Genomic DNA, 16,142 nt, shown 5'->3' on the forward strand with positions numbered 1-16,142 from the left:
GTGGCGGGCCAAGGTGTAAGGCACCGATGCGATCAATTCTATGGAAGTAACGCCGGGAACTCACCCGGCATTCCCGAATCCGTCGCGGATCTCCTCCCCCGGACGGAGGCCGTGGGACGGATGCGCACGCGCCTGCCGCAAGGCCGCAAGCGCAGACTACGCGCCGGCCGCCTCGGATTCCGACGGCTCCGCCTCCGCCGCAGCCTTGCGGGAGTGCAGCAGCAGTCGCGGCAGCAGCAGGAAGACCGCGAGCACGCCGGCGGTGACGAGCACGAAGGGCAGCGCCGCGGTGGCGCCGAAGAGGATGCGCAGGGCCAGGCCGCTCGTGAGCGTCACCGCGTAGAGCAGCACGCCCGCCGGCCATGCCGCGGAGCCGCGCCGGCCGGTGAGCTTGACGATGAGCCACCCGATGAGCAGGGCGGCGAGGAAGGGCGCTGCCGTGCCGAGGACGTCGAGCACGCCGAGCCCGCTCTCGTGGCTCGCGCGGCCCGAGGCCGCGAACACCAGCACGAGTACCACGTCCAGGAGGAACTGGAAGAGCGGGGAACGGGTGTAGGCGCCGCGGAGGTTCTGCATGCCCCCACGGTACCGCGCCCGCGACGGATGGCTCATGCCCCCGGTTGCCCGACGGAGTTTCAGCGACCGAGTCTCGAAATATGAACGGAGTTGTCGCCGTGCGTTCACCGCATGTCCACGTTGATTTACCCGAGCGCTACATCCCGCCCATACGCTGCCGCCGCTGGCTAACACATTGATCACTCTGAAGGGACTCGCCTTGAAGCTTGGCAAGTTTTCGAAGCCCCTCGTCGCGGGCGGCCTGACGGTCGCGCTCGCCGGCGCGGGCACGGCATTCGCCGCCCCGGCTATGGCCGATGCGGATGTCTCGCCCAAGAACGTCATCGTCCTCATCGGCGACGGCATGGGCTACAACCACATCGACTTCATGAACGCGAAGGACACCGGCGAGACGCACTGGCAGGTGCAGCGCGGCGGCGACAACAAGGTGATTCCCGCGGGTCAGAACACTGCCCCCGAGGGGTGGCAGGCCTGGGATCACGTGGGCATGTCGACGCACTGGCACGACGGCCCCGTCTACGACCCGCAGCAGTCGTGGACCGACTTCGAGTGGAACAAGAACAGCCCCACCGACTCCGCCGCGGCGGGCACCGCCATGGCCACCGGCCACAAGACCTACAACGCGGGCCTCGGCGTCGACTACGACGGCAACGTTGTCGAGAACCTCTCCGAGCGCGCGCTCGAACTCGACAAGGGCGCCGGCGTCGTCTCCTCCGTCCCGTACTCGCACGCCACCCCGGCGGCATACTCGAGCCACGCCGAGAGCCGGAACGACTACCACGACATCGCCAACCAGCAGATCTACGGCGACCTCGACGTGGTCATCGGCACCGCCCACCCCTACTACACGGACGACAACGAACCGCAGGAGCAGGGCGACTTCACCTACATCTCGGAAGAGGACTGGAACGCCGTCTCGGGCGGCGAGACCGACCGCACCTTCATCGAGACCAACGAGGACTTCGAGGCGCTCACCACCGGTGACACCCCCGACCAGGTCTTCGGCACCCCGCAGGTCGCCACCACGCTGCAGCAGGCCCGCAGCGAGGGCGCGGATTTCAACGACGTACCGGACCTCTCGACGCTCTCGCTGGGTGCGCTCAACGTGCTCGATGAGAACGAGAACGGCTTCATGCTCATGATCGAGGGAGGCGCCATCGACTGGACGGGGCACGCCAACGAGTCGGACCGCAACCTCGAAGAGGTCCGCGACTTCGACGAGGCGGTCAACTCCGTCGTCGACTGGGTCGAGACCAACTCGAGCTGGGATGAGACCCTCGTCATGGTGACGGCCGACCACGAGACCGGCTACCTCTATGGACCGACCGAAGGCGACTTCAGCCCCATCATCCCCACCGACGGAGATGTGCAGTTCCCCGAGCACAGCTGGAACAGCCCCGACCACACCAACATGCTCGTGCCGCTCTTCTTCAAGGGCCCCGGTTCCGAGCAGCTCAACGAGCTCGCCGACCAGCGCGACCTTCTCCGCGGCCACTACCTCGACAACGTCGAACCGGCGCAGTGGCTGCTGAACGAGGCATGGGTGGTCGACGACAGCGAGCCCGAGCCCACGGAGCCCGAGCCGACCGATGACGCGGCCCCGGAGCCGACCGATTCGGCCGACCCGGAGCCGACGGACTCGACCGAGCCGACGCCCACCGAGGACGACTCGGACGAGGCTGAGGGCAACGGCTCCGCCGAGGGCACCGGTTCCGCCGACGGCAAGGGCAACGAGGCCGGCGACAAGGGCGGCGACCTCGCCAAGACCGGTGCCGAGGGCCTGCTGCCCCTCGGTATCGCCGCAGCCGTGCTGCTGCTCATCGGCGCCGCCATCGCGATGAAGGCCCGCCGCGGGATCGAGTCCGAGTAGCGGTCCGCATCCTGGCAGGCAGGAGGCCCCCGACGCCGCGTCGGGGGCCTCCTCGCTTTCCGCGCCGCCCGTGCAGGCTCGGATACTGCGCCCCTCCGGCCTGCGCCTTCCTCGGCGCGCTCCTCCCGTCCTCTCCCCGCTGCGACGGATAGCCGCGCCGACCAGATATCCGCCGCCGCCCGGCCATACATCCCATCCGGGTAGACCACGCCATCGGGCACAACCGACCAGCACCGACCCCAATGCGACGAATAGCCGCGCCGTCCATGCATCCGCCACCGCCCGGCCATACACCCCAAGCCGGCCAGACCATTCCTCCCTCACTGCGGGACTCATCCACCGTGCAACAGCCGAACAGCGTCGAATAGCGCCATCGCACATATATCCGCAGCCGCTCGACTCATCGTCCTGGTTCGGGCGAGGATGGGAACCGTGCGTCTCGAGGAAAGGAGTGCATGTGCACTGCGACTGGCGGCTCTGGGTCAGCCCCGATACCCAGGTGGAGCATTGGGTTCCCGCCCATCTCGACGATGAGACGGTGCTTCTCCGGACGCGGAGCGCGGACGCCGGCGAACTGCCCACGCTGAAGTTCTACGCCGCTGTCGGCAACGAGTGGCCGCTCTGGGAGAATGCCCCGGCCTCGCCCATCTCACAGGCGAGCCGGGACTTCGGCGGCCCGGTCGGGCCCGAAGAGTACGGCTTGAGCGAATCCCTGAGCCGCGATCTCGGGGATTGGAAGCACGAGCACAAGCTCATGATCGGCACCGGCGCCGATTTCCCGCCCGGGCCGCGCCTCGACGACTGGTATGCACGAGGCGATGTGCTGGCCGAACGCGTCGCGTTCGAGGCGTGGCTGCTGGCCATCACCCGCGCAAAACACCGACCGGAGTCCTAAGTCTGTCGAGGCCGGCGTGCCCGACGCGATGCGACGAATAGCGCCGCCGTCCGCATATCCACCACCGCCCGACCATACAGCCCAACCGGGTAGACCACATCACCAGGCACAACCGGCCTGCAGCGACCCCACGACCCCAGTGCGACGCATAGCCGCGCCACACGCATATCCACCGCCACCCGGCCATACGCCCCAACCGGGTAGACCACACCACCGGGCACAACCGACCAGCACCGACCCCAACCCCGCGCCGACCCCAGTACGACGAATAGCGCCGCCGACCGCATATCCGCCGCCGCCCGGCCATACACCCCAACCGGGTAGGGCCACTCCACCGGGCGCACCCCGCCAGCACCGGCCCCAGACCTGCACCGACCCCCAGGGCGACGGATAGCCGCGCCACGCGCATATCCACCGCCACCCGGCCATACGCCCCAACCGGGTAGGCCACGCAACCGGGCACAAGCGACCAGCACCAGCACTAGCACCAGACCGGCACCAGCACCAGCCCCAGACCGGCACCGACCCCCAGCGCGACGAATAGCCGCGCCGGCCAGATATCCGCCACCGCCCGGCCATACGCCCCAACCAGGTAGACCACCCCACGCACAACCGGCCCGCAGCAACCCCGGCGCCCCGGCACGACCAATAGCCGAATAGCCCCGCCACGCGCATATCAACCACCCTCGGCCAGGCGCACGGAAACGGCGGACGCCCCCGGCACGAGGCCGAGGGCGCCGATCGGCGTCAGGAGGCGCCGCGCGGGAGGGCTACTCCCACTCGATGGTCCCCGGGGGCTTCGAGGTCACGTCGAGCACGACCCGGTTGACGCCCTGCACCTCATTCGTGATGCGGTTCGAGATGTGCGCGAGCACGTCGTAGGGCACGCGGGTCCAGTCCGCGGTCATCGCGTCCTCGCTGGTGACGGGACGCAGCACGATGGGGTGGCCGTAGGTGCGGCTGTCGCCCTGCACGCCCACCGAGCGCACATCGGCGAGCAGCACGACGGGGCACTGCCAGATCTCGTCGTCGAGGCCCGCGGCGGTGAGCTCGTGGCGCACGATCGCATCCGCCTCGCGCAGCAGGTCGAGGCGCTCCGGCGTGATCTCGCCCACGATGCGGATGCCCAGGCCGGGGCCGGGGAACGGCTGGCGCGAGACGATCGCCTCGGGCACGCCGAGCTCGCGGCCCACGGCCCGCACCTCGTCCTTGAACAGCGCGCGGAGCGGCTCGACGAGCTCGAACGTGAGGTCCTCGGGCAGCCCGCCGACGTTGTGATGCGACTTGATGTTCGCGGTGCCGGTGCCGCCGCCCGACTCGACGACGTCGGGGTACAGCGTGCCCTGCACGAGGTACTTGATCTCGCCGGGGATGTCGTCCTCGCGCGACTCGGCGACGAGCTCCGCCGCCGTGGTCTCGAACACGCGGATGAATTCGCGGCCGATGATCTTGCGCTTCTGCTCCGGGTCGGAGACGCCCGCGAGGTGGCCGAGGAACTGCTCCCGGGCGTCCACCACCACGAGGCGCACGCCCGTGGCCGCCACGAAGTCCTCCTCGACCTGACGGCGCTCGTCCTGCCGCATGAGGCCGTGGTCGACGAAGACGCAGGTGAGCTGCTCGCCCACGGCTCGCTGCACGAGCGCTGCGGCCACGGCGGAGTCCACGCCGCCCGAGAGCGCGCAGATGACCTCGTCCTGGCCGATCTGCTCGCGGATGCGCTCGACCTGCTCGTCGATGATCGAGGCGGGGCGCCAGTCGTCCGGGATGCCCGCCGCGCGGTGCAGGAAGGCGTCGAAGAACTCGGCGCCCTGCTGGGTGTGCTTGACCTCGGGGTGCCACTGCACGCCGTAGAGCTTGCGGGCCTCGTCGCCGAACGCCGCGATCTCCGTGCTCGCGCTCGAGGCGTACACCTCGAAGCCCTCCGGCGCCTTCGAGACCGCGTCGCGGTGGCTCATCCAGGCGATCTGCTGCGACGACTGCCCGGTGAACAGCGGCGAGGCCGTGCCCGCGTCCGTGAGCGAGATCTCGGTGTGCCCGTTCTCGCGCTTGCCGGTCTCCTCGACCGCGCCGCCGAGCGCGGCGGCCATGGTCTGGAAGCCGTAGCAGATGCCGAGCGTCGGGATGCCGAGCTCGAACACCTGGGCGTCGAATTTGGCCGCGTCATGCGTGTACACGCTGGCCGGGCCGCCGGACAGGATGATGGCAATGGGGTCCTTCGCCCGCACTTCCTCGGCGGTGATCGTATGCGGAACGACTTCGGAGTAGACATTGGCCTCGCGCACCCGCCGCGCGATGAGCTGCGCGTACTGCGCGCCAAAATCCACGACGAGTACGGGACGTGCGTCGGTAGTAGTGGTCACCCGACCATTCTAGGGCGCGTTCGCCTCCCGCTCGACTCGGCGCCGGGCCCCTCCGCCGGGCGGGGAGCGGCGCGGCCGATCCCTACGCGCCGCCCTCGCCGCGGCGGCGCACCTCGGCCTCCACCTCGGCGTCGAGCGCGGCCCGCTCCTCCTCGCTCAGCGACTCCTCGACCTCGGCGAGCTCGGCGTCCTCGCGCCGCTGCGCCTCCCAGTGACCGCCGTACTCGGCGAGCTGGCGCTTGGTGCGCCGGGTCATGAGGTGCTCGGTGATGAACGACAGGAAGGGCACGACGCCGCCGCCCGCCATCGCGAGGAGCCACACGAGCTCCCATCGCATCTTGAGCCACAGCAGATAGCAGGAGACGAGGTACACGACGTAGAACCAGCCGTGGATGATGAGGATCCACAGCGACAGGTTGAACGCCGTGACGCTGCCCTCCTGCACGAGCGCGAAGAACCCGAACGGCCCGAACAGCTCCGCCTCGATGTGGAAGCCGTACTTCAGCACCATCTCGACGACGAGCAGGAGCAGCAGCACGCCCGTGATGTACGCGGTGATCTGGTAGAAGCGCAGGCGGGCGCGGATGCCGGGGAATTCTTCGGGACGGGGGATTCGTGCCATGGGTGCTCAGTTCCGTTCTGCGGGTTCGTGCGTGGCTGCGGTTCGGCGGCGCTCCGCGAGCGCTCGGAGCTTCTCGCGCCGGATGTCGTCGGCGAGCGCCTCGTCCGAGGTCTCGACGGTCTCGGCGCGGTAGTCGTCGCGCACGAGCCGCCACCAGATGTACAGGGCCATGACCGCGAAGATGGCCCATTCGATGGCGTAGAAGATGTTGAGCATGTCGAGTTGGAAGCTCTGGTCGATGTCGACCGTGCGGATGGCCTCGAGCCCGGCCGGCAGCGCCGTGCCCTCCTCGATCACGGCCCACGCGGAGTAGTAGGCCACCGCGGGCCGCTCCCACGTGTTGATGAGCTGCCCGGGGGCCATCGCCTGCAGCTGATACGGGTCGTCGGCGCCCCGGTTCGAGGCGGGATCCTGGGGCGCCTCGAGCTTGCCGACGAACTCCACGGGCGCCGCCCCCGCGCCGGTTCCGGGCGGCGTCGAGACGGCGGCGTCGAGCTCCTCGAGCCCCGCGCGCGCCGCCTCCTCGGTCGGCGCCCACGCCAGGGCCACGGGCAGGCCGGGATAGGGCGAGATCTCGCCGTCGTCGTCGGCGCCCTGCTCGCGGTAGTCGGTGACGCCGTCCTCGGCCACGGCGAGGTGGCCGACGACCCACCAGCCGATCTCGCCGTCCTGCAGCCGGTTCGCGACCACCTCGAAGTCGCCGGGCACGAGCCATCCGCTCACGCTCATCGGACGCGCGACATTGGTCTCCACCACGCCCGCACCCGGCTCGAGCAGCTCGCCGAGCGGCGTGACCGTCTCGTACGCCTCCGCATCGGCTGGCGTGCCCGAGGACTCGAAGGCCGACTCGAGCTGCCATTTCCCGAGGAAGAGGAACGCGGTGACGACGACGAGCGCGCCGACGAGCAGGGCGAGCCACTTGGGCTTCACCATCGTTCTGAGCAATTGGCTTCCTGGGTAGAGGCGGATGCGAAGCGGGCGGGCCGCCCCGCGGGGCGGCTAGATGACGGCGACCTTGGACTTCTGGAACGCCTTGAGCTCGGTGTACCCGGTGGTGGCCATCGCGTAGCGGAGCGCGCCGAGGAGGTTCTCGCTGCCGTCGGCCTGATGCGCGGGGCCCTTGACGATCTCCTCGAGCGTGCCGACCTGGCCGACCTCCACGCGGTTGCCCCGCGGCAGGCGCGGGTGGCGCGCCTCGGCGCCCCAGTGCCAGCCGCGGCCGGGAGCGTCGGTGGCACGCGCGAGCACCGCGCCGAGCATGACCGCGTCCGCGCCGAGCGCGAGGGCCTTGACGATGTCGCCCGAGGTGCCGAAGCCGCCGTCGGGGATGACGTGCACGTAGCGGCCGCCCGACTCGTCCATGTAGTCGCGGCGGGCGCCGGCGACGTCCGCGATCGCGGTGGCCATCGGCGCCTGGACGCCGAGCACGCGCCGCGTGGTCGACGCCGCGCCGCCGCCGAAGCCGACGAGCACGCCGGCGGCGCCGGTGCGCATGAGGTGCAGCGCGGAGGTGTAGCTCGCGGCGCCGCCCACGATCACCGGGGTGTCGAGTTCGTAGATGAACTTCTTGAGGTTGAGGGGCTCCTGCGCGGTCGAGACGTGCTCGGCCGAGACGGTGGATCCGCGGATGACGAAGATGTCGGCGCCGGCCTCGAGCACGTCCTCGTAGTGCTCCTGCGTGCGCTGCGGCGAGAGCGCGCCCGCGACGACCACGCCCGCCTCGCGGATCTCCTGCAGCCGGGCCTTGATCAGCTCGCCCTTGACGGGCTCGCGGTAGATCTCCTGGATGCGCGCCGTGGCCTGCCGCTCGGGCAGATCCGCGATCTCCGCGAGCAGCGGCTCCGGCTCCTCGTAGCGGGTCCACAGCCCCTCGAGGTCGAGCACGCCGAGGCCCCCGAGACGGCCGAACTCGATCACGGTCGCGGGGCTCATCACCGAGTCCATGGGCGCCGCCACGAGCGGCGTCTCGAACTGGAAGGCGTCGATCTTCCACGACGTCGACACGTCCTCCGGGTCGCGCGTGCGACGCGAGGGGATGATGGCTACGTCGTCGAGCGAGTACACCCGGTGAGCTCGTTTGGCACGGCCGATCTCAAATTCAGTCACGCCCTAAGCCTATCGCCCTTCGTCCGTGCGCAACGGGCCGGCTAGACATCCAATCCGAGGTAGAACTCGAACGTCGCCTGGCCGTCGGCCGGGCCCGAGACCTGGTAGACGACGTTGTCGTAGTACCAGATGATGTGCGCCGTGGACCCCTCCTCGAAGTCGGTCCTCGTGCCCCTGCCGTCGTCGAAGACCGTGGTCTCGTACTCGGGGTCGCCGAGGGGCTTCATGATCGTGTCGGCGGCAGCCTCCGCCTCCTGCTCGTCCTCGAACTCCGTGGCGGTGAACATGATCACGCCCTTGTCGGAGGTGAACGTCGCGCTCGCCGCGTCCTGCGCGCCGGGCAGCTGGCTGCCGTGCGTGACCCACGGCTCCTCGGCGTCGATCTCCCACTCGGTGCCGTCGCGGGCCGTCACGGCCCCGCCGGTGTTCTCGGACATCGTGGCGCACAGGTCGGTGCAGGAGCCGCCCTCGGGGTCGGCCTGGTCGCCCTGCTCGGCGGGGTCGTCGCCACGCTCGGGCGGTTCCTCGCCGGGAGCGGCCTCGTCCTGCTGCTCCGGGGCCGACTCCGCCTCGCCCTCGTCGGCGGGCGCCTCCGCGGCGGGCGCGTCCGCGCTCTCCTCCTCGCCCTGCTGCCCGGTGAGCCAGAAGTATCCTCCGGCCACGCCGCCGGCGAGCACCACCGCGAGGATCGCGGAGAGGACGATGAGGCGGGTCCGCCGGCCCTTCGCCGGCTCCTCGGGAGCCGCGCCGGGGCCCGGCTGATCGCCGAAGCCGCCGGAGCCGTCGGCCGCCGCGAAGCCGGGCTGCGACGGGAGGCCCGACCCCTGGCCCGACGGCGCGGAGAACACCGGGTCGCCGAACGCCCGCGTCTCGCGCGCATCCTCGAATCCCCCCGGCTCGTCTCGATAGCCGTACGGGTCCTGACCGGCGCCGGGCGCCGCCTGCCAGCCGGCATTCGACGGCTCGTGGGGCGACGCCCCGGGCTCGGGACGCGCCTCGGCGTGCTCCTCGGCGGCGCTCGCCGCGCCGCCATCCGCGCCGCCATCCGGTTCCGGGATGGCCGGTTCCCGGGGCGCGGCCACCGGCTGCCCCCATCTCGGCGGCTCCGAGTGGAGGAAGGAGGGCTGCGAGGGCTCGGCCAGCGGAGACGTCGACGGCTCCGGGAGCGAGAAGGGGGCGCCCGCGTCGCGCTGCGCTCCGGCGGCGTCCGGCTCCTGCCGGGGCGCTCCGGCCTCGTTGCCGTCGTCGGGCTGCGGCGGCCGGTTGCCTGCTCCGGGCTGCGACTGGTCCATGGATCCCTCCGGGCTTCGGACGTGGCGGCGACGCTCACGCGTATGTCGCCTCCGACGCTAGCCGAAAAGCGGGGTCGCATCCGAAATACCAGCCTCGCGATGCATGCCATACCCTTCCCGGGTTTCACGCCGTTCGCCGCGGCGATCCTGCGGCGGCGGGAAGACCGTTCACGTGCGGTTCACCCCGCCGTCGTCCGGAGGCAATCCGGAGTCGAGAGGGTCGTGGGGTTCTGCCATGCGGGCGGCGCCTCCCGGCGCCGCGGACGCGCGAGGAGCCTCACGGGCCCGCGCCGATCCATGCCCAGGACGACCGCCGATCGAATCCTCCCCGGAAGGAAGACCCAGTGCCGCATCTCCCCCGACCTGGCATGCACGCCGCCGACCCCGCGCCGCCGCCCGCGCGGCGACGCGCGCTCGGCCGCATCGCCCTCGCCGCCGCGCTCGCCGGCGCGCTCTTCGCGCCCACGGCGGCCGTTGCCCAGCCCGCGCCGCCCGCCGACCCGGCGCCCGCCAAGTACGACATCGAGCCGGGCTCCGACGTGCTCATCAGCGAGGTCGCGAACGGCGGCGCCGGCGCCGACAGCCAGGCCAACCGCAACGGCGACAAGAACTTCATCGAGCTCACGAACTACGGCAGCGCACCGGTCGACATCTCCGGCTGGAAGATCTTCCGCTGCGGCCAGACCGGCGGCGGCTACGGCCCGCAGGCAGTGGTCGCGGACGGCACGACCCTGCAGCCCGGCGAGCAGTACACGACCGCCGGCGCGAACTCGGGCTACGACGTGGACTCGTACTACGACACGAACCTCCACACGTTCGGCTTCGGCGCGTTCATCGAGAATGCCGAGGGCCAGCGTCAGGACGCGATCGGCTTCTACCACGAGGACGTCGCGACCGACTGCGCCAACAACGACCAGTGGATCGAGGAGGGCCTCCAGCACCGCCTCGACGAGTCGCACCAGCGCGTGGACAACACGGGCGACGTGCACGCCGACTGGGTGATCGCCCCGCGCACCGTCGACGCCGAGAACGTCGCCGAGGGCGCGGTGCAGACCCTCGACAACGGCCTGCGCTTCACCGAGTTCACGAGCAGCGGCCGCGAGACCCACGCGGAGCAGTACGCCGAGATCACGAACCTCGGCGACGCGGCGGTGGACATCGGCGGCTACCAGTTCTTCCGCTGCGGCGAGAACGGCACGCAGTACCTGCAGAACGGCAGCCTGCCCGAGCAGGTGCTCGAGCCCGGCGACACCTATCTCATCGCCTCCCAGGGATCGAGCCTGGCCGGCGACGCCGACGCCACCTACTCGACGAACATGCACTGGCGCGACTTCGGCGTGATGCTCCTCACCCCCGAGGACGAGATCGTCGACCGCGTGGGCGTGTTCGGCAACCGCAACAGCCCCTGCACGAGCGGCAAGCCCGTCGCCGAGAAGCTCAACCCCTTCGACGACGAGGTGCTCAAGCGCACCGACGACACGGGCGACAACCGCGCCGACTTCGCCGTCTCCTCCGACCGCACGCCCGGCGTGCACGAGGAGCAGCCGAGCATCGTTCGCCATGACAAGTCGCCGCACTCCGGCATCCAGATCAGCGAGATCAACGCCGCCGGCCCGCAGGGCGGGAACGACGAGTTCGTGGAGCTCGCCAACTTCGGCGACTCGGCGGTGAACCTCGCCGGCTGGAGCGCCTACCGCTGCACCGGCACGGGACAGGCCGCGAACGGCTCGGATGCGCAGGTCGCCGACCTAGGCGACGTCACGCTCCAGCCCGGCGACACCTATGTGATGACCGCCGCCGGCGCACCCTCCGAGCTGCTCGGCATCGCGGACGCCACCTACGCCACCGGCCTCAACCAGACCGAGGGCTACGGCATGATGATCACCGACGCGGACGGGCTGCGGGTCGACTCCTTCGCCGCCTACGACGTGAACGAGGTGCGCTACTCCCCCTGCGCCGAAGGCCAGGAGGCCCGCAACTTCATCAAGTACGACCTCGGCGAGACCTATGCCCGCGGGCAGGACACCGACGACAACGAGCTCGACTTCGCCGTCGTCTCCGACCGCACGCCCGGCGACCTCGTCGAGGTGGCGCTCGTCGACCCGACCGCGCCGCTGGAAGGCGAGCTCGACCCCGTCGAGGTCGACACCGATCACGTCCCCGGCACCCCCTCGGTGGAGGCCTCGGAGACGAGCGCCGCCGTCAGCGTCGCGGACGAGGACGGCACCACCGTCTCGATGCAGGCGCACCAGGCGCCGCTGCGCAGCACCGAGGACGCCGTCGTGCACGCCGGCGTCAGCGAGGAGCCGGTTCCCGCAGCCCTCGAGATCGAGGGCGAGACCGTCGTCGAGAGCACGCAGGCGCTGAGCACGGACGGCGCGGAGGGCGGCTTCCCCTTCCAGCGCTTCGAGCTGCCGCTCGGCGAGGACGCCTCGGGCGAGGAGTTCATCTGGCACGGCACCGCCGAGCCGCGCAACGAGATCCAGCTGCTCGCGTGGAACGCCGACGAATCGGCGTGGGAGGCGCTCGCCGCCGCGGTGCCCTCCGCGGACGGCGACGTCGTGCTCCGCGCGCCGATCCCCGCCTCCTCCATCGTCGACGGCGCCGCGAACCTGCTCGTGATCGACGGCCCTCGCACCGAGGGCGGGCTCATCGACGAGACGGGGGTGACCGATCAGGCGTTCGCCGACCCCGGCCACTACGACTTCGCGGTCAACCACATGACCGACACGCAGTTCTACGCCGAGGGCTTCCGCGACGTGTACCGGAAGATGGCGACCTGGGTGGTGGCGAACGCGGACGACCGCAACATCGCCTACAACTCGCACACGGGCGACATCATCGAGAACTGGATCAACGGGAACAACTCCCCCGAGCGCGCCGACCGCGAGTACGAGGCGGCGCAGACCATCCAGCAGTACCTCAACGACGCCGAGATCCCGAACGGCATCCTGCCGGGCAATCACGACGACATGTGGGGGCACCAGAACGACAAGTTCAACGAGTACTTCCCGGTCGAGATGTACGAATCGGAGCCCTGGTACGGCGAGTCGTGGCGCGATGGCGACAACTCGGCGCACACCGACTACTTCTCGCACGGCGACCTGGACTTCCTCGTGATCAGCCTCCAGTACCGGCCGTCGATGGAGCAGATCGCCTGGGCCGCCGAGCAGGCCGAGGCGCATCCGAACCACAACGTGATCGTCGCGACCCACTCGTACCTGCACACCTCGGGCGAGCGCGACAACACCGACCTCCGCTACACCGGCAACGCCACGGACATCTGGGAGCAGGTCGTCGCGCCCAACGACAACGTGTTCCTCGTCTTCGGCGGGCACTATCACGGCGTGGTCACGAGCTACGCCGACCCGGTGACCGGCGAGCAGGTCGACGCCACCCAGATCTCGAGCGGCGCCGTCGAGCACGTCGGCGTCGGCGAGGGAGACCGCGTGGTGGTCGAGATGCTCGCCGACTACCAGGGCTACCGCTCGACGCAGGTGGACGGCGACCCGACCGCGGTGCGCGAGGACCTGCTCGACCGGGACACGGGCTTCCAGCGCCTGCTGCAGTTCGACGTCGACGCCGGGCTCATGGCCGTGAACGCCTACTCGCCGCACCTCGACTCCTTCGAGGCGTGGAAGTACGACGAGCCGGACTTCCGGGGCGAGAACGCGCGCTACGACGCCGGCGACGACGAGTTCGTGGCGCACGTGTCGCTCATCCGCAGCACGACCCTCTCGGCGAACGGCTGGGCCGTGACCGGAGCGCCCGAGGAGATCGCCTCCGCGACTGATGCGGCCGTGGGCGAGACGATGGAGGTGCCGCTCGCCGCCGGCGAACAGGCGGAGGTCTGGTACGTCACCGCGACCGACGCCGACGGCAACACCGTCTCGACCGCGCCGATGCCGCTGGACGGCGAGGAGCCCGGCGAGACGCCCGTGCCGACCGATCCCGCGGATGCCGACGCGGACGCCGAGGGCGGCGCGGATGACGGCGCCTCCGGGTCGGAGGATGCGTCCGGTTCCGAGGATGCGTCCGGTACCGAGGACGCATCGGGCGACGCCGGTGCGGCCGGCGCCGACGCCGCGACCGGGGCCGACGGCGCCGACGAGGCTGGAGCGGCGGGCTCCGCCGACACCGGCGCGGACGGGACGTCCGAGTCGGGCGGCTCGGGAAGCTCGGGCGGCTCGGATGCATCCGGCGACGCCTCCGACGACGAGGCGGGCGACGACCTGGCCCGCACCGGCGCCGATTGGGGCATCCTGATCGCAATATCGCTCGGGTTCATCGCCCTCGGCCTGACGCTCCGCGTGCTGCGGCGGCGCGAGCGCGCAGCCGAGTAGCCCGTACGGATGCGCGGGAGGGGTCGGAGGAGCAGTCCTCCGGCCCCTCCCGACGTTCGCACGCCGCTTCCGTCTCCATTCCCCGAGCGAGGGGCGCTTACTCGAGCGAGGGTCTCGGGTGAGGGGAGATTCGCCGTTCGGAGGACGCCCCCTCCGAATGCGGACACCCTGCATCCCTGCGATATGAGGGAAACGCTTGCTCGACCGTGCAACCGCTACCGAGGGTCGTCTGCGCCCCTGGACGCGATCGTCTGCACCCCTGTGCATGAGGGAAACGCGACGCTGGCCCCGAGCACTACGCGCGAGCCACGGCACACTCTGGATATAAGGGAAACGCGCCGGCATCCCGACGATATGAGGGAAATGCGCCCGTTCTCCGCCGATATGAGGGAAACGCAGGAAATGGACGCCGGAGAACCCGCATATCCCTCCAATCGCGGTACCGACCGGAGAGGTGCGCCCGCGCCTAGACTGGCCGGAACCGCATCCGCCGATCCCGGGAGGCACCGTGGCCGACCACATCATCGCCCTCGATCAGGGCACGACCTCGACGCGCGCGATCATCTTCGACCGCGAGGGGCGCATCGTCGCCAGCGCGCAGCGCGAGCACCGGCAGCACTTCCCCAAGCCCGGATGGGTGGAGCACGACGCGCTCGAGATCTGGCGCAACGCGCGCAACTGCCTCGGCCTCGTGCTCGCGGATGCGCAGCTCTCCCCCGCCGACATCGCCGCGGTCGGCATCACGAACCAGCGCGAGACCACCATCCTGTGGGACCGCGCGACCGGGCGGCCCCTGCACCGGGCCATCGTGTGGCAGGACGTGCGCACGCAGGACCTCGTGGACCGCATGGCCGAGGACGGCGGCATCGACCGCTTCCGGGACCGCACCGGCCTGCCCCTCAACACCTATTTCTCGGCGACGAAGATCGCCTGGCTGCTCGACCACATCCCCGACGCCCGCGCCCGGGCCGAGGCGGGCGATCTCTGCGTCGGCACCGTCGACAGCTGGCTCACGTGGCAGCTCACCGGCGGCGTCGACGGCGGCGTGCACATCACCGACGTCACCAACGCCTCCCGCAGCTCGCTGATGCGCCTCGACACCTGCGAATGGGATCCGGAGATCCTCGAGGCCTTCGGCATCCCGCCCGCCTGCCTGCCCGAGATCCGCTCCTCGAGCGAGGTCTACGGGCGCTGCACGGGTCGCTCCCCCGTGCCCGGCGTGCCCGTGGCGGGCATCCTCGGCGACCAGCAGGCGGCGCAGTTCGGCCAGACGGCGTTCGAACGCGGCGAGGCGAAGAACACCTACGGCACGGGCGCGTTCCTCGTGTACGGCACCGGCACCGAGCCGGTGCGGAGCGACCACGGCCTGCTCACGACCGTGGCGTACCGGCTCGGGGACGGGCCCACGCACTACGCGCTCGAGGGCTCCATCGCGGTCACCGGCTCGCTCGTGCAATGGCTGCGCGACAACCTCGGGATCATCTCGACCTCCGCGGAGGTCGAGCAGCTCGCCGCCACGGTGGAGGACAACGGCGGCTGCTACATCGTGCCGGCCTTCTCGGGGCTCTACGCGCCGTGGTGGCGTCCCGATGCCCGCGGCGTGATCGTGGGGCTGACCGGATACATCAACCGCGGCCACATCGCCCGCGCGGCGCTCGAGGCCGCGGCGTACCAGACCTGCGACGTGCTCGACGCGTGCAACGCCAACGTGCCCGAGCCGCTCGAGGAGCTCCGCGTGGACGGCGGCATGACGGTGAACGACGCGCTCATGCAGCTGCAGGCCGACCTGCTGAACGTGCCGGTGGTGCGCCCGGAGATCACGGAGACGACCGCCGTGGGCGCCGCCTACGCCGCGGGGCTCGCCGTCGGCTTCTGGTCGGGGCTCGAGGAGCTCCGCGAGATCTGGCGCGAGGATCGGCGCTTCGAGCCCTCGATGGATGCGGCGGAGCGGGAGCGGCTGCTCGCGGGCTGGCGGCGCGCCGTGACCCGCAGCTTCGACCTCGCGTGACGACCGCCCTCGCCTCGGGCCGGCCTTCGTAGTACTCTGGGCGGCGGAGCAGCGGTCGGCGACGATCGTC

At 70.8% G+C, this 16,142-nt stretch carries 10 protein-coding genes; 4 read left to right on the top strand and 6 right to left on the bottom strand.

Features of this window, described 5'->3' with window-relative positions; genetic code table 11:
• Positions 1-156 precede the first annotated feature (156 nt).
• On the bottom strand, positions 157-576 hold the full coding sequence (locus FM112_RS16160; RefSeq protein ID WP_087009477.1) for a DUF3054 domain-containing protein: 420 nt from the start codon (positions 574-576) through the stop codon (positions 157-159).
• 199 nt (positions 577-775) lie between these two features.
• Between FM112_RS16160 and FM112_RS16165 the strand changes: the two genes are divergently transcribed.
• Positions 776-2,446: an alkaline phosphatase gene (locus FM112_RS16165; RefSeq protein ID WP_087009478.1), complete on the top strand. Its 1,671-nt coding sequence runs from the start codon at positions 776-778 to the stop codon at positions 2,444-2,446.
• Between the two features lie 457 nt (positions 2,447-2,903).
• The gene (locus FM112_RS16170; RefSeq protein ID WP_087009479.1) at positions 2,904-3,341 is read left to right on the top strand and encodes a hypothetical protein; all 438 of its coding nucleotides are present in this window, start codon (positions 2,904-2,906) and stop codon (positions 3,339-3,341) included.
• A gap of 770 nt (positions 3,342-4,111) precedes the next feature.
• Here FM112_RS16170 and guaA read toward each other — a convergent pair.
• From guaA to FM112_RS16195, 5 genes are all read right to left on the bottom strand, one after another.
• Positions 4,112-5,701: a glutamine-hydrolyzing GMP synthase gene (gene guaA, locus FM112_RS16175; protein WP_087009480.1), complete on the bottom strand. Its 1,590-nt coding sequence runs from the start codon at positions 5,699-5,701 to the stop codon at positions 4,112-4,114.
• Positions 5,702-5,783: 82 nt separating this feature from the next.
• On the bottom strand, positions 5,784-6,323 hold the full coding sequence (locus FM112_RS16180; protein ID WP_176386887.1) for a DUF3817 domain-containing protein: 540 nt from the start codon (positions 6,321-6,323) through the stop codon (positions 5,784-5,786).
• A 6-nt stretch (positions 6,324-6,329) separates the two neighbouring features.
• Positions 6,330-7,268 (bottom strand): SURF1 family protein, encoded by a 939-nt coding sequence (locus FM112_RS16185; protein ID WP_176386888.1) that lies wholly within the window; start codon positions 7,266-7,268, stop codon positions 6,330-6,332.
• A 54-nt stretch (positions 7,269-7,322) separates the two neighbouring features.
• Complete coding sequence (locus FM112_RS16190) at positions 7,323-8,429, bottom strand: GuaB3 family IMP dehydrogenase-related protein (RefSeq protein ID WP_087009482.1); 1,107 nt, start codon at positions 8,427-8,429, stop codon at positions 7,323-7,325.
• 41 nt (positions 8,430-8,470) lie between these two features.
• A complete protein-coding gene (locus FM112_RS16195; RefSeq protein WP_087009483.1) occupies positions 8,471-9,721 on the bottom strand; it encodes a hypothetical protein in 1,251 nt (416 codons plus the stop codon).
• 344 nt (positions 9,722-10,065) lie between these two features.
• On the opposite strand from FM112_RS16195, the gene FM112_RS16200 reads away from it, so the two are divergent.
• Entirely contained in the window at positions 10,066-14,064 is a 3,999-nt protein-coding gene (locus FM112_RS16200) for a lamin tail domain-containing protein (protein ID WP_140400736.1), read from the top strand.
• A 508-nt stretch (positions 14,065-14,572) separates the two neighbouring features.
• Positions 14,573-16,072 carry a glycerol kinase GlpK gene (gene glpK / locus FM112_RS16205; RefSeq protein WP_087009485.1) on the top strand — a complete coding sequence of 500 codons (1,500 nt, stop codon included), beginning with the start codon at positions 14,573-14,575 and terminating at the stop codon, positions 16,070-16,072.
• Positions 16,073-16,142: the final 70 nt, after the last annotated feature.

The sequence above is a fragment of the Gulosibacter sp. 10 genome (assembly GCF_900163695.1).
In the GTDB taxonomy this organism is placed as follows: Bacteria; Actinomycetota; Actinomycetes; order Actinomycetales; family Microbacteriaceae; genus Gulosibacter.